Raw genomic sequence first — 22,978 nt, 5'->3', positions numbered from 1 at the left:
ACGTTAAAAGTTAAAGATCTCTTCCAGGATGGTGCCCACACCCTCGCGGATGGTGTCCGAGGATTTCTCGAGGATCTTGCCGGGCAGGATGACTTTTTCGTACTGCGGGTATTGGAGCGTTCCGGTGATCTTGACGCCGACCACGTCCGCGGCCTTGGCCATGATGAGGGTCGGCGTTTTCTTGATGGCGCCGTCCTGGGAACTGAGGATCGCGAACTCCTTGAATTTCGGCATGACCAAGAAGCTGAGCCGCTGGTCAAACCCCGCCCAACCCTTGCCTGAGAGTTCCATGGTGTCCCCGCTCATGAACAGGTCCTCCGTCAGGACGCGTTTGTTCCGCACTTCAAAGTTGACCCTCCCGTAGGTCAGGATCATGTTCTCGTAGTCCTTCAATAAAAGGATTTTCCAGACCCCTTTGAGCACGTCGTATTTTCCGATGTTGCCGTCCTGGATCTGGGCCGAGCCGCGTCCTTTGATCTTTTCCGTTTTGGCCAGCGGGCCTTCCAGGCTCAGGTCGAACAGGAACCGGCCCCCCAGTTCAAAGTTCTTGGATTTGAGGTCCTGTTTTAACAGGGCCAGGTCCGTGTCCAGGATTTTGGCCGAGAGGAAGAACGGCATGTCGGCCTTTTGCGTTTCGGCCTGGGCATCCACTTGCAGGCGGCCGCCGTAAAATCCGCCGGAGAGGCTGAAGTACGTCGCGATGCGGGTGCCTTGGTCGATTTTGACGGTGACGCCGTCGAAGGTGAGGCCGTTGAGGGACAGTTTGTCCGCGGTCGCTGTGGCCGCGCATTTGGCCGTTTTCCATTCCTGCAGGGAGCCCTGGAAGGACGCTTCGACGCTGACATCGCCCCGGAGTTTCATGTCCTTGATCTTTGTCTTTGCCGATTCCGGCAGGAACGCCAGCTGATCCAGTTTCAGGCGCGCCGTTCCAGACACGTCCAGGACCGGCGAAGCCCCCGGCGGCAGTGAGACCGTCCCCCGGATGTTCACCGGAGCGTCGTAGAGTGTCCCGCTGAGCGAACGGACCCGGATCTCTTCCCCTGAAATTTCGGCGGTTGTCTCGATCTTAAAGAAATCGGATTCCGCCGTGGTGGTGATGAGCGGGTTCTTGAAATCCTTCAGGCGGCCGGTCAGCGCGTATCGCGTGCCCTGGTAAAGCGCCCGCGCGTTGTCCCAGGCCAGGTTGTTGCCTGACGCCGTAAAGGTCCCGGAGATCTGCTGGACCGGGGCCGGAAGTTTTTTCCCTTCCAGCGTTCCGCCGGACACCGAGGCCGTCAATGTCATCCCGGCAGGATCAAAAGGTTTCAGGAGACCCCGGTAACGCAGGTTGACGTCCGCCAGCCCCGACGGACTCAGCCCGTATCCGGCCAGCTCATCCGCGAACAAAGACGACATCTTGCCGAGATCCACGCGGTCCGCCGAGGCCTGGATGTCCACCTCAGGGTCTGTGAAGTTTTTCACGCTCCCGGAGAGTTGAAGTTCGGTGTCAAAGGCCCGGAAGGTCAGGCCGCTGCTCCGGGCGCGGAGATTGTCGAAAGACATTTTTCCCCGGACGCCCCGCGCATCGCCGACGCGGTCCAGGCCGGTGATGTCGGAGTTGTTAAAATCGACGGTCCCGGCGTAGACGGTTTCGCTCCCGTCCAGCGCGTGATCCAGTTTGATCTGCAGGGAAGGGTTGCCGGTCAAAATTTTGTCCCCCGGCAGGGCGAGCCGTCCTGCCGCAATCGTCAGGTCCGACTCCAGGGTGAGCCGGCCGTCTTTGAGCCCGAGGACCGAATCCTTGGAGGAGAACGTGCCGGCGATGTTTTTGTCCGGCGTGATTACCGATCCGTTTTCAAAAAGCAGCCCTCCGGCCCTGACGTTCAGCCCGCCGTCCTTGAACAGGACTTCGGCGGAATCGGCCTTGAGCCGGCCTTTGGCCTTCACCTGTTTTCCAACGGTCAAATCCCCGTCCGTGAGTTCGGCCCCGCCCTTGACGTAAAATGACCCGTTGTCCTGGACAAAATACAGGCGGGGGCTGGACAATTGCCCGGTCAAGGTCCATGTGTCGTCGCCGACCGTCAGGGCGGCGTTCGCGGCCGTCAGGTCTCCCTCGACGGCTGTTTTTCCGTCCTTGCGGGTGACCTCCAGAGCCTGGGACGCCAGGTCGGCGCTGAGGTTTTTGCCGGAGCCGGCGTAACGGCCTTTCTTGATCACGGCCTTGGCCTTGAGATGGAAGTCGAGGCCATTCTTGATAAATGTCAACCCGGTGAGCTGCGCGTCGCCGTCGATCCGGTGTTCCCTGGAGACCTCGACGTGCATGCCCTTGCCTTCGGCGCTGCCCGTGATTTTGAGTTTCCCGTTCTGGCGCGTCACTTCCAGGGCCGGGGCCGAAAGATCGCCCTGGATGAGGGTGCGGTTATCGAACAAAAGGTCCGCGCGGCCGACCTTGGTGTTTCCCTCAAAACGGAAATAGGCGGCGCCGTCGCGGACGAAATCGATCCCCGTCGCGCTCGCGTCCCCGCGCACGGTGTGGCAGGGCTGGTCCGCTCCCCGGGGGCAGAACGTCATGTCGGCCTGGGGGAATATCAGGTTGCCGGTGATCCGCAGCTTTTGTCCTTTGTGCTGGACGCGCAGACTGGCCATCTGGACCGTGCCGCCGCGCGGCGTGAAGATCGGGGAGGGGGGAAACAATCCGAGCCAGGAAAACGCGTCCAGGTCCTGGGCGTCGATGTCGGCGGTGAGCTCACGCCTGGAGAGCGCGTAGATCCCGTCGGCCTTCAGGGACGATTTTTCCGACGGGCGCGCTGCGATCGAGAAGCGGATGTCCTTGGTCAGGGAGACGCTGGCGCGCAGGTCGGTGTCCGCCAGGATTCTCACCGGGGCGCCGGGCCGCGTCTTGTCGGCGATCTCGATGCGCCCTTTTTCGATGTTGATCCCGCCGACCGACACGGATATCTTGGGTTTGCCGGCCGCCGGCTTGCGGCGGGCGAGCAGGTCGGAAAAATTCCAGGTGGTTTCCCCTTCGCGGATGAGGAACACATATGGTTCGGTAATGGTGATGGAGGGGATCACCGCCTGCTTATTCAGGAGAAGAGGGGCCAACAGCACGTTGAAATGGACCTTGCGGACGTGAAGGAGAGGAGACCGGTCATCGCCCTTTTGGTACAGGGTCAGGTTGGTGACGCTGAGCCCTTTGAGGGGGTCATAGATGACGTCGTCGAAGGACAGGCGGCGGCCGAGCGTCTCCCGGGCCTGCGTGACGAGGATCTCCTTGATCTTGTCCGGAAGATAAGCGCAGGCCAGCATGTAAAAGGCCGCTGTCCCGGTGAACAGCAAGGCGGCGGCAATGATCCACAGGCGCTTTTTCATAGATGGATATTATAGCACAGTCAAAATCAGGGCCGTGAGGAACTGCGTATTTGTGGCTGTTGTCTTGTCCGCGGCCGGGAGGGAGAGTAGAATACATCATGGCCTTAGGCCGGGAGGGTGAAGCGGTGGAGCAGCGTCCTTTGTCCGGGTCCCATTCGAATGTCCTTGCCTTCGCGCTCGGATTTTGTTCCCTGACAGCCCAGGTCGTGATGTTGAGGGAACTGTCCGCCGTTTTTTTCGGCAATGAAATCGCCTATGCCGTCATCCTGGCCGCGTGGCTGTTCTGGATCGCCGTCGGGAGTTATGCCGGAAGTTTGTGCCCGCCCCACCTGTCCTTGCCAGGACTTGTGATCGCCCAAGTCGCGGCCTGGGCTCTGCTGCCGGCGACTGTCCTTGCCGGGCGTTTCCTGAAAGTGATGTTGAACGTCCCCTCCGGCGCCGTCATTGGAATTGTCCCGATGGCGATCGCCAGTTTCGCTGTCCTTGCCCCCGTGCCGTTTGTGTTCGGCGCTATTTTTTCCCTGCTCGTCCGGTCTGCGGCGCTGCAGAGCCGTACAGAAGAACGCGCGGCGGCCCGAATTTATTTCTGGGAATCGCTCGGCGCGGCATCGGGCGGATTCTTCTTTCATTTTGTTTTGGTCCATGTCCTGGCCCCTCTGACGGTTGCGGGGCTGGCCGGATGGCTGGGGCTTGCCGCGGCTTGCGGGGTCCTGATGGCCTGGTGGGCTCCGAAGCGTTTTCTTTTCGTCCTATTCTTACTCGGCGCTTTTGTCCCGATCCTCTGTCTGGATGCGGTCGAAACTTGGTCCCGCCGCGCCCAATGGCCGGGGATGCAACTGGTCGCGTCGGTGGAATCTCCCTACGGGCATTTGTCCTTGATCCGCCGGGAAGATACGTTCAGCGTGTATGAGAACGGTACGCTGGCGTTCACGACCGGCGACGACCTCACCGCAGAGACATCCGTGCATTACGCGATGTTGTCGCACGCCTCGCCGCGGAAGGTCCTTCTGGCCGGCAACGGGTTGAACGGATCTCTGCGGGAAATCCTGCGCCATCCGGTTGAACATGTGGATTATGTCGAGCTGGACCCGAAAATGATCGGCCTGGGGCGGGCGTACTTTCCGGACGAAGCGGTCAGGCCGCTGGCAGACCCGCGGGTGAACGCCGTGGCTGCGGATGCGCGCCGGTTCATCAAGCAGAAGGGGCGGGGACGGATCACGCAGGGCTATGATGTCGTCATCGTGAACCTCGGGGACCCGGTGAGCGCCATGACGAACCGTTACTATACCGTCGAATTTTTCAGAGAGGTGCAGCGACTGATGTATCCCGGGAGTCTTTTGTCCCTGCGGCTGACATCTTCCGAAAACTATCTTGGCCCCTCGCAGCGCGAATATCTGCGTTCGATCCACTCAACCCTCAAGCAGGTTTTCCCGCAGGTGCAGTCGATTCCCGGAGACACGCACATCTTTCTTGCCGGTAATTCGAAAACCCTGTTCGCTGATCCCGCCACCTTGTCCGGCCGCGAAGCCGAGCGGCGGCTTGGGCTGAAGTTCGTCAACGGGCATTACCTGCCGTTTGTCATGAGCCCGGACCGGATGAGCCGCGTCCAAAAGGATTTGTCCGTCGAAGGGAGGATCAACAGCGACCTCTGCCCTGTGGCGTATTATTACAATATGGTCCTCTGGAGTTTGCAGAATGATCCCTGGGCGGCGAAGGTGGCCTCGGCGTTACGCGGAATCCCCGCAACCGCTTTTTTGATTTTTCCGTTGCTTGTTTTCCTTCTCGGGCTGCGACCGCCGCGGCGTGGTTCTCTTTCGGATTTACGGCTTCCCGTGGGCGTCGCCGGATTTTCGCTGATCGTCTCGCAGGTTTTGCTGTTGATCGCGTTCCAGGCGATTTACGGATACGCGTATGAGCGCATCGGCGCCATGATGGGCGCGTTCATGCTGGGGCTGGCCGCAGGCAGCGCGCTGGTCCTCCAGAGCAGCGTTTGGCCGCCCGGCCGGGTGGGGAGGATGTATATCTTTTGTCAGACGGGGCTGGGAATTTTTCTGTTATCGCTGCCCGTATTCCTGGGTGTTTTTCAGAAAGAGGCGGGAGGGGAGGAGATTTTGGCCGCCGTCTTTTTGGTTTTGCCGGCGCTGGCGGGATTGGCCGGCGGAATCATTTACCCGTTGGCGGTCCGGCTGCACGCGGGAGGAAACGACGACTCCGCCGGGCCGTTGTATGCGGCCGATACCTGGGGCGCCTCGGCCGGCGCGCTGGTGACCGGGGCTTTGCTGGTTCCCCTTTACGGGATCCCGGCGGTGAGCTTTTTGGCGGCCGCGCTCAATTTCGCCGTGTGCGTCCCGTTATTGACCGGGCTTCGTCAGCCGGCCAGCGTGTCGCCGGGGCGGTAATGCCGGGCTTCATGGAGGTTGTCAGGCCGGTCTTTTTTGAATATCCGGATAACGTCCCGGAACTTCAGGAGCATGAACCCACCCAGCCATAGCCCGATGTGTTTGAGAAATTCTCTCCGTTGCATTTTTTTCCTTTCCTTCCCGAGCAAAAAGCGAGGGCTACGCCGGGACCCCGCCCCGCCCTTCTATCGCTATCAGGTTCACGGTGTTGCTTGTGACGTGTGTCTTGTGACTTGTGTCTTGTGACGTGTATCTTAACTCCAAATCCCCGGGATCTTCGTCCCGCAATATTCGCACGCCCCGTTGACGATGTGATTCTCCAGGATGGAATATCCCACCCGCCGGATGAGCGTTTTACCGTCGGTGGGGCAGACCGTGTTATTGCCGATGTGCTCCGGCACGTTGCCGATGTAAACGTAACGCAACCCTTCTTTTTTCGCGATGTCGTAGGCCGCGGCCAGGGTCCGGACCGGCGTGGGCGGCAAATTTTGCAGCTGATGCATGGGCCAGAACCGCGAAAAGTGTATCGGCGTGTCAGGCCCCAGGTTGTCCAGCACCCAACGGGACAGCCCGCGGATATCTTCCGCAGAATCATTCCAGGTGGGGACGACGAGGTTGGTGATCTCGATCCAGACCCCGTTTTTTTTCATGATCTTCAGCGCCTTGAGGACAGGGGCCAGCGTTCCCGCGCATATTTTTTTGTAGAATTCTTCCGTGATGCCCTTCAGGTCCACACTGGCCGTTTGCACATAAGCGCAGAGTTCTTCCAGAGGTTCCGGTTCGATATAAGCCGCGGTCCGGAAAATGTTGATCAGCCCTTTTTCCTTGGCCAGCCGCGAGGTTGCCAGCGTGTATTCGTAGAACACGACCGGGTCGGAATACGTGTAGGCGATGCTCCGGCACCGTTCATTGAGAGCGGCCTGGACGATCTGCTCCGGTGTGAGGTTGTAGTTTTCCGTTTCCTCCGGCGGGACTTGGGATATTTCCCAGTTTTGGCAGTATTTGCAGTGCAGGTTGCACCCGGCCGTGGCAAGCGAGAATGAAGAGGACGCGGGCAGGACGTGATACATCGGTTTTTTTTCAACGGGATCGACGTGGACGGAACACGGGTTCCCGAAGACGAGAGAGTACAGTTTTCCGTCAAGGTTCAGCCGGACCCGGCAATCGCCGCGTTCTCCGTTCCGGAGCCGGCAGCGGCGGGGACACAGCGTGCATTCGACGATCGGAGAGGTCATTTTAAGGTTTTCCAGTATTTGGCATCATAAGGAACCAGCCCGGCTTTTTCGATGCCGGCTTTCACTTTTGCCACGTCAATGACAATGTCCACCCGTCGGGGGTCCAGAACCGACCGCGTATTTTCCACGGCCACGCCGGCGAGCAGGGATAGGCCGAGGAGCACTCCTCCGGCGAACAGGGCGTCATTTTTTTTCATGGGTCATCCTCGTCAATTGCAGGCCGGCTTCCGGGCAGCCGCGGATGCATTTCCCGCAGACAATGCATTCGGGATCGTCAATGACCGGCCTGGATTGCGCGTCCATGGTGATCGCCCCGATCGGGCAGAGTTTTTGGCAGGCCGCGCATCCTCCGCAGTCGCCGTCCAGACGGACTTTGTAAAGGCTCAGACGGGCGAGGAGACCGTTGAACGCGCCGGCCGGACAGAGATATTTGCACCAGAAACGCTGGTCAAGAAGCGCGGCGACCAACACCAGGGCCACGAGAAGCCATCCCAGGCGGCTGGCATGGAACGTGAAGAACAGGATGAAGGCCTCGATGTTGGCGGGATCGGATTTGCCGATGGCCGCGCCCATGATCAGAACGGAAAAAAGGACAATAAATTTGAGATAGCGGGCTTTTCGTTCCAGGTTTGGCGACACGGAAAATTTTTCCACATGAAGATTTTTCCCCAATTTGTAAAGAAGGTCCTGCAATCCGGCGAACGGGCAGACGCTTCCGCAATAGACATTTCCCCAAACAAGAATGGTGAGAAAGGTCAGCCCCAGGAGCACATACCACAGGGGATGCCCGGTCCAGGAAGGAATTTTGCCCAACTGCACGTTGACCAGTTGAACCACCGAAAACATGGTGGCCTTCAGGAATCCCAGGTAAAACAGCCCGGACAACAGGGCCGCCCAGCGGATCCGGTGGTTGTTGGTTACCGCGGCGGTGACGGCGAGACCGAAGATAAAAACGGTGAGCAGAATTTCCGTGACAGCAAGCCGGGGCTGTGCCGCCGCAGGCACTCCGGCGTCGAGTCCCAGGATACCCGTGGCCACTTTTTTGCCGCCGCGCTCAACGGCGCGGGCGATGGCCTCGCTGGAGATCGTGGCCCGCGTTATGCCGTCCACGTCCTTGCCGAGCGTGAAAGCATCTTTGACCGAACGGCCGGTGAATTGTTTGAGAAAATCCTCCAGAGAAACAACGTAAGAAGGGGTTTCGCTGTGGGAGATGACCGCGACACCTGTGATCACGGCTTCCGGGTCCAGGCCGACCATTAGTTTGATCGGCCCGGCGTAACCGGGGATATCGGGCGTGACGTCGGTCGTGACAAACGCGATCCCGGCCGCCTGCCGGCCGCCGGATTCGTTGGTATAGGCCTGATAATGGGGGGGAGTCCCTGTTTTGGAAGAGAATTCCGAAGCTTTGGGCAGGACTGCGGCCCGGGCCGCGAGCTCTTTGCCCGTGTCGTCCGAGGCCATCTGCCGGAAAACGTGAAAAATGGCCCCGGACACAAAGATGACGCAGAACAACAGGTTGAGAACCCGGTAATTTTTCATGGTGTGGTCGCGCCTTCCACAATCGCAGCTTTATCATACTTCTGTTTTTCCGGCCGGGCAAGGCAAATCCGGCCGGTTCCGCCCGTCCTGCCATGGAAAAAGAACGATTTACAATCCAGGCAAGCTTTGTTAGTATAAATTTTCTTCCGGATAAAGAAATATCAGTATATATACCCCAAGGGGGCCGGTGATGCAGACCTATATTGCCCTGTTCATCGTTGCGGCAAGTTTCATTTATCTCATTTGGATCCTGTACAAATCCATCAACGGCAAAGGGAAGGACTGCTGCGGCCATTGTACGGCCAAAGACGACCCTTCCACGAGGCCATAGACCGCGATGCACAAGAGACATGTCATGACCCTGGCCGAGCTGAAAACGGGCCAGAAAGGCGAAGTGATCGAGTTCGCCGACTACGGCGTTGTCGCCCAGCGGCTCGAAGAGATGGGCCTGACCCCCGGCGAAACCGTGGAGGTCGTGCGTTTCGCTCCTCTGGGAGATCCGGTGGAGATCAAGGTCCGCGGGTATCTCCTCTCGCTGAGGCGGGATGAAGCGAAGTGCGTTAAGGTTATTGAGCGCTGAACTTACGGAGCGAAGCGAACGTAAGCTCATGCGCGAAATAATCCCGGCCGGTTTGCCTTGCGGAGCGGTTAAGGCAGCCGGGATCAACTGCCGAAATAAAATTATGCCTGAATCCACTATCGAACATCAGCACACCAAGACATTGACCGTTGTCCTGGCCGGGAACCCCAACTCCGGCAAGACCACGGTTTTTAACGCGCTGACCAACCTTAATCAGAAGATCGGTAATTATCCCGGCGTCACGGTCGAGAAAAAGACCGGGCGGATGGTGATGCCCGACGGCCGGATCGTCAACGTGCTGGATCTTCCCGGGACGTACAGTCTGGTCGTGCGCTCGCCCGATGAGAAAGCGGCGCGCGACGTTTTGCTGGGCCGGATGAAGGACACCCCGCCGCCGGACCTGGTGGTCTGCGTCATCGACGCCAACAACCTGGACAGAAACCTTTACCTGTTCAGCCAGATCCAGGACCTGGGCGTTCCCGTGATCATGGCCTTGAATATGATGGACGAGGTGCGGGCCCTCGGCAAGGAGATCAACTGCGAACTGCTGTCCAAGCGCATCGGCGCGCCGGTCGTGCCGCTGGTCGCCAGCCGGAAGGCCGGGATCGAAGACCTCAAGAAAGCCATTGCCGGCAGGGTCCCCGCCCCCCACGAACGCCTGTGGCGCATGGGCCAGCCCATGGAAGAGACCGTCGAGCAGATCACCCGGTTTCTCATCGAGAAAAAGAACTTGACCCGCCCTGTGGCGTTTTCCGAGGCCCTGGTCCTGCTGTCTTACGCCAAGTTCGACGCAGACCAGAAGTGCGTCATTGAGCATGAATTTTGCGAGGGCGAACAGCTTTGCCAGAAAGTCCTGGAGGCGCGTAAATCGCTGGATAAACGCGGCATCCGTTACCGCTCGGAGATCGTCGAGTCCCGCTACCGCTGGATCGAAAAGGTGCTCCAGGGCGTGGTGAAGGACAAGGGCGAGGCCTCGGGCGGGCTGACCAACCGGATTGACGGCATCCTCACGCACAAGGTCTGGGGCTGGCTGTTTTTCCTCGGCATCATGGCCTTCATGTTCTTCATGATCTTTTCGATCGCGACCTATCCGATGCAGTGGATCGATTCCGCTTTCCTCTGGCTGGCCAATCTGACCCGGAACGGCCTGCCGCCGGGAGACCTGCGCGACCTTCTGACCGACGGCATCATCGCCGGGGTGGGAGGCGTTGTGATCTTTCTGCCGCAGATCCTGATCCTGTTCTTTTTTATCAGTCTTCTGCAGGACACCGGCTACATGGCGCGTGCCGCGTTCATCATGGACCGCGTCATGTCCTGTTTCGGTTTGCACGGAAAGTCGTTCATTCCGCTGTTGAGCTCGTTCGCCTGCGCGATCCCCGGGATCATGGCCGCGCGCACCATCGAAAGTCCCAAGGACCGGCTCGTCACCGTTCTGGTCGCGCCGTTGATGAGCTGTTCGGCCCGTCTTCCGGTCTACACGATCCTGATCGCGGTTCTGATGCCGCGCTCGTCGGCCCTGGAGAAGGCCGGTCTCATGCTGATGCTGTATCTCCTCGGGATCGTCGGGGTGGGCGTGATGGCCTGGATCTTCAAGAAGACTTTGTTCCGCGGGGAGAAGCCGCTCTTCATCATGGAACTGCCGCCTTACCGGATGCCTTCGCTGAAAACCGTGGCGCTCCATATGCAGGACCGCAGCCGCCAGTTTTTGAAAAGGGCCGGCACCGTGATCCTGGCCATGTCCATCCTGCTGTGGGGGCTGATGACGTATCCCAAATTCGACCACCCGGACGCGGGCGAACGTCTGCGCCACAGTTTTGCCGGGCGGATCGGCACCACCATCGAGCCGGCGTTGAAGCCGCTGGGCTATGACTGGCGGATCGGGATCGGTCTGGTCGGCGCATTTGCCGCGCGCGAGGTTTTTGTGAGCACCATGAGCATCGTGTTCAATATCACGGAGGAGGACCAGGAAGTCACCCTCCTGCAGGCCTTCAAAAAAGCGTCCTGGCCCGACGGACGGCCGCTGTTCACGCCCCTGGCCTGCCTCAGTCTGCTTGTTTTTTTCGTGTACGCCATGCAATGCCTCAGCACCATCGCCCTGGTCTGGAAAGAAACCGGCCGCGCCGGCTGGGCGATGTTCCAGCTCGCCTATATGACCGGGATGGCGTATCTTGTCGCCCTGCTGGTCTATCAGGGCGGACGGCTGATGGGGTGGTAGCGCGATGAATAAAGAGCGCTGATTACCACGCCCGCCGAGTCGGTGAGGAGGGGCGGGTTCCGCAATACAGGCGCCTTTCACCATCCCTATCGAGATGGAGCACTGTTCTTAAATATAATCGGGGCGTAGCCCCAGCTAATCTATATAGCAGTTGAAGCTGGGACTTCCCTGGGATGGAAGATTTGATATATCGGGGCGTAGCGCAGCTGGCTAGCGCACTTGCTTTGGGAGCAAGGGGTCGACGGTTCGAATCCGTCCGCCCCGACTTTCCTCAATAGACGCGGTGGAAGTCGGGACTTCCCAGGGATAAAAGATTTTAGAGGAAGCCCCCGACTTTCCTGGATGAACACTGCGGAAGCCGGGACTTCCCTGGGATAAAAGATTTTAGAGGAAGCCGACTTTTGGGCACGCCAGGATATCACAAATCGTGATATCCTTGAGACCTTCCAGGTATCACAAAATGTGATACCACGTCAAACTTGAAGTTCCAATTTGGAACTTCAAGTTGATTCCTTGCAAAGCAGCAAACGTTGATGTAAATTAAAGACAGCTATCCCCCTTTCCCCCAACGAAAGGGGTTTTTTATGTCTTCCAAAGTCACCTCACCGGAAATCATTGAGAAAAGAATTTTCTTGATTAGGGGGCATAAGATCATTGTTGACAAGGATTTAGCCGGACTGTATGGAGTAACAACGAGAAGATTGAATGAGCAAGTTAAGCGAAACCGTCATCGCTTTCCACCGGATTTTATGTTTCAATTGACGGTTGAAGAGAAAAAGCAGGTGGTCGCAATTTGCGACCACCTTAAGACGTTGAGATTCTCTCCAGCGTTACCGCATGTTTTCACCGAGCATGGGGCTATCATGGCGGCCAGTGTATTGAACACAAAGAAGGCCGTTGAAATGAGTGTTTTTGTTGTCCGGGCGTTTATCAAACTGCGTGAATTCTTGTCTGCCCATCAGGAATTGGCCCGTAAAATTGAAGATCTTGAGCGGGTAGTGGGCAGGCATGACACGGAGATCAAGACAATTGTTGACGCCATCCGCCAGCTCATGGCCCCGCCTCCGGAACCGCCCAAGCGCAAGATCGGCTTTGTTGCCCACCGGTAGAGGGGGAGGTGGTTGCAGTTTGCAACCACCTCAAACCGGTGCCAATTTGTCACCACCTCCGTGCGTACGATAGTATGTATAACTATATTGACGTTTATATGGCTTATGGGGTATTCTGATGGCGGAAGGAAAGGAGTGAAATCTTATGACGAAGAAAAAGACAAATGGAGATCAGCCGACAGGCAAATTAACAAGAGTCCCCGATTTCTTGCCGCCTCCGGAAGAGTTGGTGCTCCCGGATGAAACCGTGAAGGTGACGCTTTCGTTGACCAGATCGAGCGTCGAATTCTTCAAGCGAGAGGCCAGAAAGAACAACATCAAGTATCAGAAGATGATCCGCGAGCTGGTGGACCGGTACGCCAAACAGTATTGAGCCTCCCCTGGACGATGAGTTTTATTATTTTGACAAAAATTTAGGCTTAGGAGTAGAATGACACCATTCACTTCGATGGGAGGGGATCACATTTGGGGCTGAATTTGTTGTTTTTTCCGTTTTTTCTACTTTATCGAAAGAGTAGTGCATGAAGGCCAGTTTTAAAAATATCTTCAAACTCCTCTGTTATGTGGCCCTTGCGTTGGTCGCGTCTCTGGCCGCGTTGGTCATTGTTCTTCATCTCGTCATCAGATTCCGGATCGATAATGCTAACAGACAGTCCATGAATTTGACGTCCCCAAAAGCGGCCGCCAGCGCCGGGGACCTCTACGGATACGCGGGGCAGTATGAATTGATCGAAGGGAACTGCACGGGGCCGTTTTTTGGGCCGATATTCACATTTAATCCCGCGTATGACACAGTATTTCAGCCCGTGGACCTGAATCAAGACTGGGCATTTAAGGGCCATGCCGATTTTTTAACAAACGTTTACACAAAGAGAATTTTCAAAGGAGGAAAGCTGCGTTTTATCGAAAAGAGGGGGTACAATTTATTCCTGGCGGGAGTGAAAGAAGATTTGGAAATCGACTTCTCCGGACTCCCCGGAATCACAACAAAAGACCGCGTGAGACGGACCGAGTGCAAGTACATGAAAAAATAGGAGCTGTCCCTGCTTTATGGAAATCCTGGCGTATGAATCTCATTTTTTATTAGCGCTTGCGTTAACATGCTTGATTGAAACATCGGTTTTGTTGATTTATATAAAGATTTTTCAGGGGGGCCTGTTTAAAGCTCACTCTATGGGTTGTTTGCTGTTCGCGGGCATCCTGCCGTCCTTCGCGACACTGCCTTACGCCTGGTTTGTCCTGCCGTTCCATGACCTGCCTTTCCCATGGAGGGACGCTCTCGTTGAGTTTTCCGTGATCGCCATGGAAGGCGCGATCTTATGGAGCATCCTGAAGATGAAAGCGTTTGAGTCTTTCAAGTTGTCCTTCGTGTGCAATGCGGGTTCCTATCTGACCGGGCTCCTGCTGTATAAATATCTTCGATTATAAGGGGGGGATCATGATTAGGCAAAAATGGCTTCCGGCGCTGGCAACTCTTGCCTTGCTCAACGTCAACGCAGTCTCAGCGGATATCATCATCCCCGGGCAATATTCGGTGCGTCCGTGCATAAAGATCATGAACCTCGAGGAGTACCCGCAGATCTCTTTGGTCGGGACAGCCTCTATCGGGCTTTGTTACGGCTTTTATGACAAAGGCCCCCGCTATTTTCGTGTTGAGAACGGCTGTCTGCCCGGATTCACACCGCATTACAAGGGCGTGGGTTGCAGGCATAAAGTTTCCTGGATATACAAGGTGGACTTCGATAAATTAAAGGCGGACAATGAGAGTCTCGCCGGCGTTGATCTCTCAAAACAGCCGTTTCATCTTCTCGCATACGAATTTCCTTTGAGCGATATGCTCTTTGGTCGCAGCGAGGACCGCAAAAATGTCAAAGGCTATGAATTTCAGTTGAAGCTGGACGGTTCCCCGGAAGACAACACCCTGGTCCTGTTCCTCTCCAGGCAGATCACGACATATGACGACGGGAGCGAGCTGGCCGAGGACCTGAAGAATCCGTCCTTGACCGACACCGTCATCACGTTGAAGAACGGAAAGCGTTTTGAAGGCCTGGTGACGGAAGAAAATGAGGCGTGGGTCAGGCTGAAGGTCCAGGACGCCGATGTGACCTTTTACCGCGACGAGATTGAAAGTGCCGAAAAGCCGGCCCCTCTGCCGTCCCCTGTGCCTGCCGGAGAGCCGTCCCCGGTCGCGTCGCCTGCCGTTCAACCCGCTGGAGCCCCCCGGATCATTTTTGTTCAGCCCGGTCCGGCCCCGTCCGAACCGCAGCAAGAGGCCAAAGCCGCGGCCCCGGATTCCCCGGCCCTGCCGAAGGAATTGACCGCGTGCGGGAATTTGGCCGGCCTGGAGAGGGACCGGTGTATCAAGGATACCGCGATCCTTAGGCAAGACCCCGGCCTCTGCGAGCATATCAGGGACGGATGGGCAAAGTCCCGGTGCGTTCCGGAACTGACCGTGTTCAAGAACGCGCCCGCGGAACAGGCCAAGCACCTGGAAATGGCGGACCATCTGGAATCCTGCACGCCCTACGTGTATACCTACACTCACCCTTTGGGCGGCCAGCCCACCGAGCGCAGGGTCGAAGGGATGGTGGACGGCAAATGTTTGTTCAGGGAAGAGGTCTCCGATAAGACCATGCTGGAATGCCGGTATCCGGAGGAGTTCCGTAAGGTGGTCGCGAGATTTTACCGGGAAACCTATAAGGCGGACATCTACGGGTTCAAATCGACGGGATTCAAGGCCGTTATCGACGGCCAGGAGATCAGCAACCCCCAACAGGCGGCGATCGAGCGCGGGATCTGCGTTCCTGTCGACCGTTGAGCCATCGCGCGCAACCTCTGCCAACCGGAAAGGAAATGACAGCTATGCGAAGGAAAAACAGTGTTTGCAGAATGCTCCCGGGCCTCGCGGCGTTCATCATCCTGGCGGCCATTTGCGCGTCTCCGGCCCATGCCGACGGGGGCCTCATGATCTACGATCCCAACGCGCAGCTCTGGCGGCTTCAGGAGATGAACAATCAGCTGTGCGTCATCAATCATGACAAGGGGGAGGAGCGGCTGTTGCTGTCGATCCACACCGATGCCCTGCAGGGGGAGAGAGCGGTATGGATCTTCCCGGTACCTGCGAAGCCCGACGGGGTCACGATCGACGTTTTCAAAAGCTTCCCGATCCTGAAGGGCCACAATGTGGAGAGATTGTCCGGTTCGGTGATCGATGGCGTTTTCAGTTATATGCGGCTGACACAAATATACAGCTTCCCTTTTGCCGGGAAATATCTTCCTGTTTTTTTAGGCCATTACAGGGTCATGGCGAGGCTCGGCGACTTCGAGGGGGTGGATGTTCATCAGCGCCTGGAGAAGATGGGACTGACCACGGAGCTGATCACCGCCCGGGACGGCACCCGGCTGGCGGATTACCTGACGGCCAAAGACCTGACCCTGCCTCCGGATATCAAATCCGTTTTTGATGAATATCTGGGGCAAGAGTATTCGTTTGTCATTTCCTGGATCTCAGATGTGGAGAAGTTCAATCAGGAAGCAAAGAAAGTGACAGAATATCAGTACCGGTATGGCGGCCATGATCAGGGGAACGCTTTTTACAGCTTGAGCGTGTCCATTTCCTTCCCCTCAGAAAAGATCTATTTCCCGATGCGGCTCACGAGCGTTTACGGCGACACGGTCATCCCGATGACGGTCTATGTGACAAAATACGTGGCCCCGGAAATCTCGCTGGGCAAGAGCCTGCGGGTCAGTTATTTGATTAATAACAGCAGGTATGATGTGCCCGAGGAATTGAAGTCCTTTTTCAACGGGAAAACCAGCCTGAAAAACCAGGGTTACACGGAGATCAGCATCAATGCCCCGTCCCGGCTTTTAACGGAGGACCTGTGGATGACAGAAAAGGTCCCGGCTAAGATCGCCTTTGCTGATTTTATTTTCCGGTATTTCTGGGCGTGGGGGGTCGCCGTGTTCATACTGTTGTCGTGTCTGTCCAGCTGGCTCGCGGGGATGGTTGCGTTCCGGAAATATCAGCCGTCCAAAGTGAGGTTCGCCCTGTTCGGTTTGTACAATTTCTTCACTCTGATCGGGTTTACCATCGCCGCCCACCGCCTCAAGATCGACGACCGGCTGACCCGCAAGACAGAGGCCCCGCAGCCGAAGGTCAGTTTCCGCAGCGCTGCCAAGGTGTCAGCGGCGATCTCGGCCGTCATGGATGTGTCGATTTTAGGCTTTATGATATTTTCCACAGGGACACGGTTCCACCCCGGGCATTTATTGTTCCTGGCGGTGGCATTCCTGATATTTTTCCTCGCGCTCTTTCCTTTCGTTTATGTTTTCATGAATAACCGGCATGTGAGGAATTACGTCCTGCTGTTCACGGCATTCTTCATGGTCATGAGCATCCTGGCCCAGGCCGGGCTGAAAGCTTACAGCTGGATATTATTGGGGGTCAACTACGGGCCGTAGCGGACAGGGCCTGTTCACTAACAGGAGGGGGACATGCGAAGACTTTTCATTTTAGGGCTTTTGTCGTTTTGGCTTGCGTTATCCATCCCGGCCTTTACCGAAGCCGCGGCCAAGTTCGAGCCGGCCGACGGCGAAGTCTTGCTCTTCATCGGTCAGGACCAGGAATCCATTAACGATTACGTCCGCAGCGTCAAGCGCATTCCGGCCGGGTTCATGGTGTACTCCTCCGTCCAGATGGCAAACAGTTTGGATGAGCCCTCGGATCTCGGCTCCCGCGTCCAGCATTGCGGCTACCTGCAGGAAAAATATCCGGGCACGGCCTTGCAGATCGGGCTGTACATGGTCGACGCCCTGGACGGAATCGTCGCCGGCTCTTACGACGCCAACCTCGACAAGATGGCGGCCTGGTTCAAGAAGGCGAACGCGCCGGTGTTCCTGCGCATCGGATACGAGTTCGACGCGCCGATCAATCATTATGACCCGGCGAAATACGCCATGGCCTACCGCTACATCGTTGACAAGTTCAACCGGGCCGGAGTCACGAACGTGGCGTATGTCTGGCATTCCTACGCATCGGTGGTGGAAGGGGGCAATCTCCTGCGGTGGTATCCGGGCGATGAGTATGTGGACTGGGTCGGCATCTCGTATTTCAGCGGGTATAATATCAGCGACATCAAGCGGGTCCTGAAGATCGCGCAGGACAAAGGCAAGCCCCTCATGATCGCCGAGGCCACCCCCATGGGCCGCATCTTGAGCAAGGACGACAAGGCCTGGAAGATCTATTTCAAGAAACTGTTCACTTTCATGGAAGAGAACAACGTCAAAGCCCTGTCCTACATCAACACCGACTGGGACACCATCCCCATGTTCAAAGGCTGGAACTGGGGCGACTCACGCGTCCAGACAAATAAAGACGTCCTCCGGGGCTGGAAAGAAGAGATCAAGAAAGACAAATACCTGCACGCCTCCGGGGATTTGTTCAGACAGATAGGATTTTAGTTTCGGGGGCGCGTGACATAATTCAGATAATTAAGTCATGTCCCCAGAATTTTCTGGCACCTTCATTCTCACGTGAACTATAAAATTAAAATGCGCGGTTTATTTTTGGCTTTGGGCCTTATTGGGGCGGTCTTGGCCGTGTCCCTTTTATTTTTCAAGGACCAGGGACGGCCGATTCCTCAGGGGGTGGTCCCCGGGTTGGCCCCGGCTCCCAACATAAGCCGGCTCTCGGCCAGCCGTGATGAGAGCTTGATCGGTGTGGTTTCTTACCGAGGCAGCGAGATCGCGGTCAAAGTCTTAAATAGGGCCGGTGAGCTTGTCTATGAGGATTCCCTTGCAAGGTTCCTCCCGCACCAGGTGACGGCGTTTAACCGGATCACGTTCTCGCCGGATGGAAGGTTCGGGGCCGTCGCCTTAAATGAACTGAATAACAATTTAAACAGCCGCATCCTTTTACTGGATCTTTCCCGCAAAGCCACCATTGATCTGGCCGCAAAAGATAAATGGGGGGACCTGGCTTATTGTTACGAGTGTCAGGACGGCCCTGTCTGGCTCGACAATGCGACTATGGCTTTTGTGCATAGACTTGGCAATTCAGCCCAGGAACTGGTCTTTGTAGATCTTGAAAGCGGCCGGGAAGTGTTGCCCAGAAAACGGTTCTATTATAAGCCCGCCTTGTCACATTCCCAAAAGACCCTGGCCTGTCAGACGACGGGCCAACGGGGTGAGACGCAAGTCATCCTCATCGGCATTGAGAAAAAGGACGGCCAGGTCATTTCAACCGGTGAAAGGGAATTGGCCGGGCCGTTTCGTAACGTCAGCCGTTTTGCGTGGTCCCCGGATGACAAACAGCTCGCCTTCTCCTACATGGACGAAGAATCGGTCAGAAAAGGCGTAAGCCCGGTTGCCGTTTATGATGTTGACACAGGCAAACGTCTCTTCCGTATCAGCGATTATGTGTCGAGCCCTCAATGGCTCGATGACAGATACCTGATGACCGGTTATTGGGTCGCCACTCCTTTTCAGGGCCAGAATATCCATACCTTTTCCGGCTTTTTGGTCTTTGATGTGTCCGGGGGGCTGGTGACCGACCTGACCATCAAGTCCCAAAATGAGAATCTTCTGGTTTTGCGCGATTCAGGGACGATCGTGGCCGTGGATAACAAGGGGCTGGTCTTCAAGAGCATGGATTCAGCTTTTTCACCTGTCTCGGAATATGAAACAAACGTCGCGGCTGTTGTTGAGAGATCCCGCGAGAATGCGGGCATCACGGAACACGCGCGGCCGACCTCCCTGGATGTGGGGTCCTGGAAAACCTATCGCAACGACAACTTCGGGGTCTCTTTTAAGTATCCTTCGGACTGGAAATTCCTTGTAGCCGCGGGAGACGGGTATATGAACATCATGATCGGCAAGGGAACGGATGGCATCGAGATCAATTTGACATCCCTGCCCGAGTCCCCGGCTGAACCGGCGGATTTTGAAAAGGCCTTTCTGGAAGCGACGGCCCAAGGGCATTGGCCTTATGCTGTCAAGGATATGGCCAGTGTGACCATCGGCGGCCACGAGTTTTTCAGGGCAAGGTCAGAGGGGATTGAAGAATCGACCCTGAACTTAACGTACTACCTGAACGCGCCGGTTGTCGGGAAGGCCTTTCCTCAATTGACGGATGTCATGGTCTTTTCTCTCAAGTCGTTCATTGAGGGCCCGGAGGGGACAGACCCCAACGGAGAAGTGAACCCGTCTCACCAGGTGCTTAAAACGCTTCTCTCAACCGTTAAGACCGATGTGAGGAAATGAGAGGAAGGCCATAAAGGCCGGGTCCCTGGTTTCGGGGACACATTGAGCTAACCCGGGTTTTCCGCCCGGCGTCCATTTTGACAAAATTTAAGCCCGGGTGTAGAATGGCAACATTACCGTCGATTGATCTTTTGACCCATGCCAACCTCATCCGTCATCCCCAGCGATTATCCCGCCCTTCGCCGCAAGGTTGAAGAGACCCTTCTCCTGGGCCAGAGCAGGATCGAACAGGCCAAGGTGCAGACCTACTGGCAGACCGGCAAGCTCATCAATGAACATATCTTGCGCCACGAATCGCGTTCTGAACATTACGGGCAGGAAGTTGTTGAGAAACTCTCCGAAGACCTGACGATCAGCGTCAGCACGCTGTGGCGCTGTGTGCAGTTTGCCCGGTCCTTCAAGATTCTCGCCGCGCGGCGAGAATCTTTGTCCCCCCTCACGTGGGCGCATTATCGGGAACTGATTACCATCCCGGACGAGGAAACCCGGCTTTCCTTTACGCGCCGGGCGGAAAAATCCAGCTGGACCTCCCGCGAGCTGGCGCGAAAAATCTATGAGGAAGTCAAAGAGTCTGCCCCTGAAGGAAACGGCAAACCGTCCTCTTCGGCAATCCCCAAACTCATCCCCCGCAAAGGGACGATTTATACCTACCGCCTGATCGCGCCGGATTCCGTCCACAAACAGGAAGACGAGCGGCTCTGGATTGACCTGGGGTTTCAGGTCCACCGGCAGATTCCCTCCACGGCCCGCAATTTCAAAGAAGGCCAGATCATCGAGTCCCTCAAAAAGGACGGCGATTACGGCATCAGCGCCACAGACCGGCAAGAAGAGGCCTTGTTCACCTATCAGGCCCATGTCGAGCGGGTGGTGGACGGCGACACCCTGCTCGTCAAGATAGACCTGGGGTTCGAGACCCGCATCCGCCAATATTTACGTTTGAGAGGCATTGACGCCCCCGAGCTCACAACACCCGAAGGCAAAAAATCCAAATCCTTTGTCGAACGCGAACTCGCCAAGGCCCCGCGCATCCTCCTCACCAGCTCCCGGTCGGACAAATACGACCGCTACCTGGCGGACGTTTTTTATCGACCGCCAAACGGTGTTAGAGAAGATAAAAGAAACGCCCTGCGAGCACCGAAGGAGCTTGCAGGGGTATCTGCCGGGGAAGGGGAGAGGTATTTGAATCAGGTGTTGATAGATGAGGGGCTGGCGGAGAGGTGGGGGTAAAAGGTTATGGCAGTTTTGGGGACGTTGGGGACATGTTAGCCGTAAGTGATCTATGCCAGGAGATTTGTTGGCGCCCGGTCCTTGGATGTATGTAAAGTGTCATATTGCATATAGTTAAGAATCTTACATGGTTCGATGGATTCGATAAATTCAATATTTGGAATTATTGCTTACTATCAGATTGCATGAATTTTAAATTAATAAACTTGCAATCTTATAGATTGGATTCTATACTTGTAGTGTGAGGTGATAGAAAATGAATGCGCATGAAGAGTTAAAAAAGCATTTAAAGCCAGGACAAGTTTATCGCAGAAGTGATCTGGAACAATGGTCAAATGCTGTGGATAGACACTTGAAACAATTAGTAGAAGAAGAGACTTTACAAAAGTTATCGCAAGGATTGTACTATTATCCCATGAAAGTATCTTTTGGAAATGTGCCACCAGAAGATGAAAAACTTGTGAGTGCTTTCTTAAAGAGTGATGAGTTTCTTCTGACTACGCCCAATTTGTATAATTCATTAGGAGTGGGAACAACACAACTCTACAATAAAAGAGTTGTTTATAATCATAAACGACATGGTCAATTTATGCTTGGCGGAAAACTGTTTGATTTTCGCCTTAAACATAAATTTCCAAAAGAACTCTCAAGGGAGTTTTTGCTGGTTGACTTGTTGAATAATTTAAATGAATTAGCTGAAGACAGGGAAGATGTCTTAAAAAGCGTTAAAGATAAAGTTTTGAAAGAATCAGAATCGCAGATGAAGCGCGCTGTTAATGCCTATGCAGGGGAAAGAACAAAAACTTTGTTTAATCAATGGGTATTAGGGGGTCTTTAGCACATGCCTGATTATCTTCATAATCATCCTGAGTTTAAAGAGCTTCTGCGGACTGTAGAGCATCAAAAGAATATTGATAGCAGTTTAGTAGAAAAAGACTACTGGATTATGCATGTCTTGTATGGTTTGCAACAAGGGGGATTTGAATTTGAACTAAAAGGCGGCACATCACTTTCCAAAGGGTATGGAATAATCCATCGCTTTTCCGAGGACATTGATATTCGTATTGAACCACCCGCTAAAATGGATGTTAAGGCAGGAAAAAATCATATTAAACCACAGCATTGTGCAAGTCGTAAGAATTACTACGATTGGCTCGCGAAGAAGATCAAGATTAATGGAATAGAGAGAATCGCTCGTGATACGGAATTTGATAATGACCAATTTACCAGTGCAGGGATCCGTCTTTATTACAAGAATACATTTCCTCTCGCAGGGGGACTAAAAGAAGGTGTCTTGCTTGAAGTTGGTTTTGATGACGTTGCTCCCAACAGTCCTTTGACAATTGGTTCTTGGGCGCTAGATTTTGCTCAACAAAAGGGCGTTGAAGTTATAGATAATAAGGCGAACAATGTGAAATGCTATCATCCGGGTTATACCTTTGTTGAAAAATTGCAGACTATTGCAACGAAATTTCGGCAATTCCAAGAAACAGGAAGAATGCCCGCCAATTTTTTGAGACATTATTACGATGTTGCCTGCCTTTTGAACAACGATACTGTCCAGAAATTTATTGGAACAGAAGCGTACAACAAGCATAAGCAAAGAAGATTCCCGGCTATAGATCAAAAGATCCCCTTATCCGAACAAGAAGCCTTTTTGTTGAAAGATCCAGCGATAAGAGAACGCTTTGAAAAAGAATACAAGAAAACATCAGCGTTGTATTATCGGGGACAAATATCGTTGCATGATATCTTGGATAAAATGTTGAAAAATTTGGGGAAGTTATAATTTAATGGAAGGGGACAGGGCAATTAATCGAAGGGGTGAGATGCCCCCGAGCTCACAACACCCGAAGGCAAAAAATCCAAATCCTTTGTCGAACGCGAGCTCGCCAAGGTTCCGCGCATCCTCCTCACCAGCTCCCGGTCCGACAAATACGACCGCTACTTGGCGGACGTTTTTTATCGACCGCCAAACGGTGTTAGGGAAGATAAAAGAAACGCCCTGCGAGCACCGAAGGAGCTTGCAGGGGTATCTGCCGGGGAAGGGGAGAGGTTTT

The 22,978-nt window shown here is 55.2% G+C and carries 20 protein-coding genes and 1 tRNA gene; 16 read left to right on the top strand and 5 right to left on the bottom strand.

What is annotated here, in order from left to right:
• Positions 1 to 3 precede the first annotated feature (3 nt).
• Complete coding sequence (locus Q8Q08_04485) at positions 4 to 3,351, bottom strand: AsmA family protein (protein MDP2653269.1); 3,348 nt, start codon at positions 3,349 to 3,351, stop codon at positions 4 to 6.
• A gap of 98 nt (positions 3,352 to 3,449) precedes the next feature.
• Here Q8Q08_04485 and Q8Q08_04480 point away from each other — a divergent pair, with 98 nt between their 5' ends.
• Positions 3,450 to 5,750 (top strand): hypothetical protein, encoded by a 2,301-nt coding sequence (locus tag Q8Q08_04480; protein MDP2653268.1) that lies wholly within the window; start codon positions 3,450 to 3,452, stop codon positions 5,748 to 5,750.
• Here the strand turns inward: Q8Q08_04480 and Q8Q08_04475 are convergent.
• The 4 genes from Q8Q08_04475 to Q8Q08_04460 all read right to left on the bottom strand — a co-directional run bounded on the left by Q8Q08_04475 (position 5,720) and on the right by Q8Q08_04460 (position 8,524).
• On the bottom strand, positions 5,720 to 5,875 hold the full coding sequence (locus Q8Q08_04475) for a hypothetical protein (GenBank protein MDP2653267.1): 156 nt from the start codon (positions 5,873 to 5,875) through the stop codon (positions 5,720 to 5,722). The genes Q8Q08_04480 and Q8Q08_04475 overlap by 31 nt on opposite strands.
• Positions 5,876 to 6,004: 129 nt before the next feature.
• Positions 6,005 to 6,985: an AmmeMemoRadiSam system radical SAM enzyme gene (gene amrS / locus Q8Q08_04470; GenBank protein MDP2653266.1), complete on the bottom strand. Its 981-nt coding sequence runs from the start codon at positions 6,983 to 6,985 to the stop codon at positions 6,005 to 6,007.
• Positions 6,982 to 7,182 carry a hypothetical protein gene (locus Q8Q08_04465; GenBank protein MDP2653265.1) on the bottom strand — a complete coding sequence of 67 codons (201 nt, stop codon included), beginning with the start codon at positions 7,180 to 7,182 and terminating at the stop codon, positions 6,982 to 6,984. Before Q8Q08_04465 ends, amrS begins: the two co-directional genes overlap by 4 nt.
• Complete coding sequence (locus Q8Q08_04460; GenBank protein ID MDP2653264.1) at positions 7,169 to 8,524, bottom strand: 4Fe-4S binding protein; 1,356 nt, start codon at positions 8,522 to 8,524, stop codon at positions 7,169 to 7,171. The genes Q8Q08_04465 and Q8Q08_04460 overlap by 14 nt, the downstream gene beginning before the upstream one ends.
• Before the next feature lie 190 nt (positions 8,525 to 8,714).
• On the opposite strand from Q8Q08_04460, the gene Q8Q08_04455 reads away from it, so the two are divergent.
• From Q8Q08_04455 to Q8Q08_04385, 15 genes are all read left to right on the top strand, one after another.
• Positions 8,715 to 8,855, top strand: coding sequence for a hypothetical protein (locus Q8Q08_04455; GenBank protein MDP2653263.1), 141 nt, complete (start codon positions 8,715 to 8,717; stop codon positions 8,853 to 8,855).
• Positions 8,856 to 8,861: 6 nt separating this feature from the next.
• Positions 8,862 to 9,104, top strand: coding sequence for a FeoA family protein (locus Q8Q08_04450; protein ID MDP2653262.1), 243 nt, complete (start codon positions 8,862 to 8,864; stop codon positions 9,102 to 9,104).
• 103 nt (positions 9,105 to 9,207) lie between these two features.
• A complete protein-coding gene (gene feoB / locus Q8Q08_04445; GenBank protein ID MDP2653261.1) occupies positions 9,208 to 11,319 on the top strand; it encodes a ferrous iron transport protein B in 2,112 nt (703 codons plus the stop codon).
• Positions 11,320 to 11,510: 191 nt separating this feature from the next.
• Positions 11,511 to 11,584: transfer RNA gene (locus Q8Q08_04440), tRNA-Pro, on the top strand.
• A 319-nt stretch (positions 11,585 to 11,903) separates the two neighbouring features.
• Entirely contained in the window at positions 11,904 to 12,428 is a 525-nt protein-coding gene (locus Q8Q08_04435) for an ORF6N domain-containing protein (GenBank protein MDP2653260.1), read from the top strand.
• Between the two features lie 145 nt (positions 12,429 to 12,573).
• Complete coding sequence (locus Q8Q08_04430; GenBank protein MDP2653259.1) at positions 12,574 to 12,801, top strand: CopG family transcriptional regulator; 228 nt, start codon at positions 12,574 to 12,576, stop codon at positions 12,799 to 12,801.
• A 148-nt stretch (positions 12,802 to 12,949) separates the two neighbouring features.
• On the top strand, positions 12,950 to 13,462 hold the full coding sequence (locus Q8Q08_04425; protein ID MDP2653258.1) for a hypothetical protein: 513 nt from the start codon (positions 12,950 to 12,952) through the stop codon (positions 13,460 to 13,462).
• A 139-nt stretch (positions 13,463 to 13,601) separates the two neighbouring features.
• The gene (locus Q8Q08_04420; protein MDP2653257.1) at positions 13,602 to 13,856 is read left to right on the top strand and encodes a hypothetical protein; all 255 of its coding nucleotides are present in this window, start codon (positions 13,602 to 13,604) and stop codon (positions 13,854 to 13,856) included.
• Positions 13,857 to 13,866: 10 nt separating this feature from the next.
• Positions 13,867 to 15,246, top strand: coding sequence for a hypothetical protein (locus tag Q8Q08_04415; protein MDP2653256.1), 1,380 nt, complete (start codon positions 13,867 to 13,869; stop codon positions 15,244 to 15,246).
• A 71-nt stretch (positions 15,247 to 15,317) separates the two neighbouring features.
• Positions 15,318 to 16,892 carry a hypothetical protein gene (locus tag Q8Q08_04410; protein ID MDP2653255.1) on the top strand — a complete coding sequence of 525 codons (1,575 nt, stop codon included), beginning with the start codon at positions 15,318 to 15,320 and terminating at the stop codon, positions 16,890 to 16,892.
• A 33-nt stretch (positions 16,893 to 16,925) separates the two neighbouring features.
• The gene (locus tag Q8Q08_04405; GenBank protein MDP2653254.1) at positions 16,926 to 17,891 is read left to right on the top strand and encodes a glycosyl hydrolase; all 966 of its coding nucleotides are present in this window, start codon (positions 16,926 to 16,928) and stop codon (positions 17,889 to 17,891) included.
• Positions 17,892 to 17,981: 90 nt separating this feature from the next.
• Entirely contained in the window at positions 17,982 to 19,691 is a 1,710-nt protein-coding gene (locus Q8Q08_04400) for a hypothetical protein (GenBank protein ID MDP2653253.1), read from the top strand.
• A 138-nt stretch (positions 19,692 to 19,829) separates the two neighbouring features.
• Positions 19,830 to 20,918 carry a DUF1016 N-terminal domain-containing protein gene (locus Q8Q08_04395; GenBank protein ID MDP2653252.1) on the top strand — a complete coding sequence of 363 codons (1,089 nt, stop codon included), beginning with the start codon at positions 19,830 to 19,832 and terminating at the stop codon, positions 20,916 to 20,918.
• A 256-nt stretch (positions 20,919 to 21,174) separates the two neighbouring features.
• A complete protein-coding gene (locus Q8Q08_04390; GenBank protein ID MDP2653251.1) occupies positions 21,175 to 21,756 on the top strand; it encodes a DUF6088 family protein in 582 nt (193 codons plus the stop codon).
• 3 nt (positions 21,757 to 21,759) lie between these two features.
• The gene (locus tag Q8Q08_04385) at positions 21,760 to 22,707 is read left to right on the top strand and encodes a nucleotidyl transferase AbiEii/AbiGii toxin family protein (GenBank protein MDP2653250.1); all 948 of its coding nucleotides are present in this window, start codon (positions 21,760 to 21,762) and stop codon (positions 22,705 to 22,707) included.
• Positions 22,708 to 22,978 lie beyond the last annotated feature (271 nt).

It is taken from the genome of Candidatus Omnitrophota bacterium, from assembly GCA_030688425.1.
Taxonomy (GTDB): Bacteria; Omnitrophota; Gorgyraeia; order Zapsychrales; family JANLHA01; genus JAUYIB01.
This window is presented reverse-complemented; position numbering and strand designations above follow the sequence as displayed.

Excerpts from the sequence above, each read along its gene's own strand:
- Q8Q08_04485 (MDP2653269.1), bottom strand. The coding sequence starts at position 3,351 with ATGAAAAAGCGCCTGTGGATCATTGCCGCCGCCTTGCTGTTCACCGGG.
- Q8Q08_04480 (MDP2653268.1), top strand. The coding sequence starts at position 3,450 with ATGGCCTTAGGCCGGGAGGGTGAAGCGGTGGAGCAGCGTCCTTTGTCC.
- Q8Q08_04475 (MDP2653267.1), bottom strand. The coding sequence starts at position 5,875 with ATGCAACGGAGAGAATTTCTCAAACACATCGGGCTATGGCTGGGTGGG.
- amrS (MDP2653266.1), bottom strand. The coding sequence starts at position 6,985 with ATGACCTCTCCGATCGTCGAATGCACGCTGTGTCCCCGCCGCTGCCGG.
- Q8Q08_04465 (MDP2653265.1), bottom strand. The coding sequence starts at position 7,182 with ATGAAAAAAAATGACGCCCTGTTCGCCGGAGGAGTGCTCCTCGGCCTA.
- Q8Q08_04460 (MDP2653264.1), bottom strand. The coding sequence starts at position 8,524 with ATGAAAAATTACCGGGTTCTCAACCTGTTGTTCTGCGTCATCTTTGTG.
- Q8Q08_04455 (MDP2653263.1), top strand. The coding sequence starts at position 8,715 with ATGCAGACCTATATTGCCCTGTTCATCGTTGCGGCAAGTTTCATTTAT.
- Q8Q08_04450 (MDP2653262.1), top strand. The coding sequence starts at position 8,862 with ATGCACAAGAGACATGTCATGACCCTGGCCGAGCTGAAAACGGGCCAG.
- feoB (MDP2653261.1), top strand. The coding sequence starts at position 9,208 with ATGCCTGAATCCACTATCGAACATCAGCACACCAAGACATTGACCGTT.
- Q8Q08_04435 (MDP2653260.1), top strand. The coding sequence starts at position 11,904 with ATGTCTTCCAAAGTCACCTCACCGGAAATCATTGAGAAAAGAATTTTC.
- Q8Q08_04430 (MDP2653259.1), top strand. The coding sequence starts at position 12,574 with ATGACGAAGAAAAAGACAAATGGAGATCAGCCGACAGGCAAATTAACA.
- Q8Q08_04425 (MDP2653258.1), top strand. The coding sequence starts at position 12,950 with ATGAAGGCCAGTTTTAAAAATATCTTCAAACTCCTCTGTTATGTGGCC.
- Q8Q08_04420 (MDP2653257.1), top strand. The coding sequence starts at position 13,602 with ATGGGTTGTTTGCTGTTCGCGGGCATCCTGCCGTCCTTCGCGACACTG.
- Q8Q08_04415 (MDP2653256.1), top strand. The coding sequence starts at position 13,867 with ATGATTAGGCAAAAATGGCTTCCGGCGCTGGCAACTCTTGCCTTGCTC.
- Q8Q08_04410 (MDP2653255.1), top strand. The coding sequence starts at position 15,318 with ATGCTCCCGGGCCTCGCGGCGTTCATCATCCTGGCGGCCATTTGCGCG.
- Q8Q08_04405 (MDP2653254.1), top strand. The coding sequence starts at position 16,926 with ATGCGAAGACTTTTCATTTTAGGGCTTTTGTCGTTTTGGCTTGCGTTA.
- Q8Q08_04400 (MDP2653253.1), top strand. The coding sequence starts at position 17,982 with ATGCGCGGTTTATTTTTGGCTTTGGGCCTTATTGGGGCGGTCTTGGCC.
- Q8Q08_04395 (MDP2653252.1), top strand. The coding sequence starts at position 19,830 with ATGCCAACCTCATCCGTCATCCCCAGCGATTATCCCGCCCTTCGCCGC.
- Q8Q08_04390 (MDP2653251.1), top strand. The coding sequence starts at position 21,175 with ATGAATGCGCATGAAGAGTTAAAAAAGCATTTAAAGCCAGGACAAGTT.
- Q8Q08_04385 (MDP2653250.1), top strand. The coding sequence starts at position 21,760 with ATGCCTGATTATCTTCATAATCATCCTGAGTTTAAAGAGCTTCTGCGG.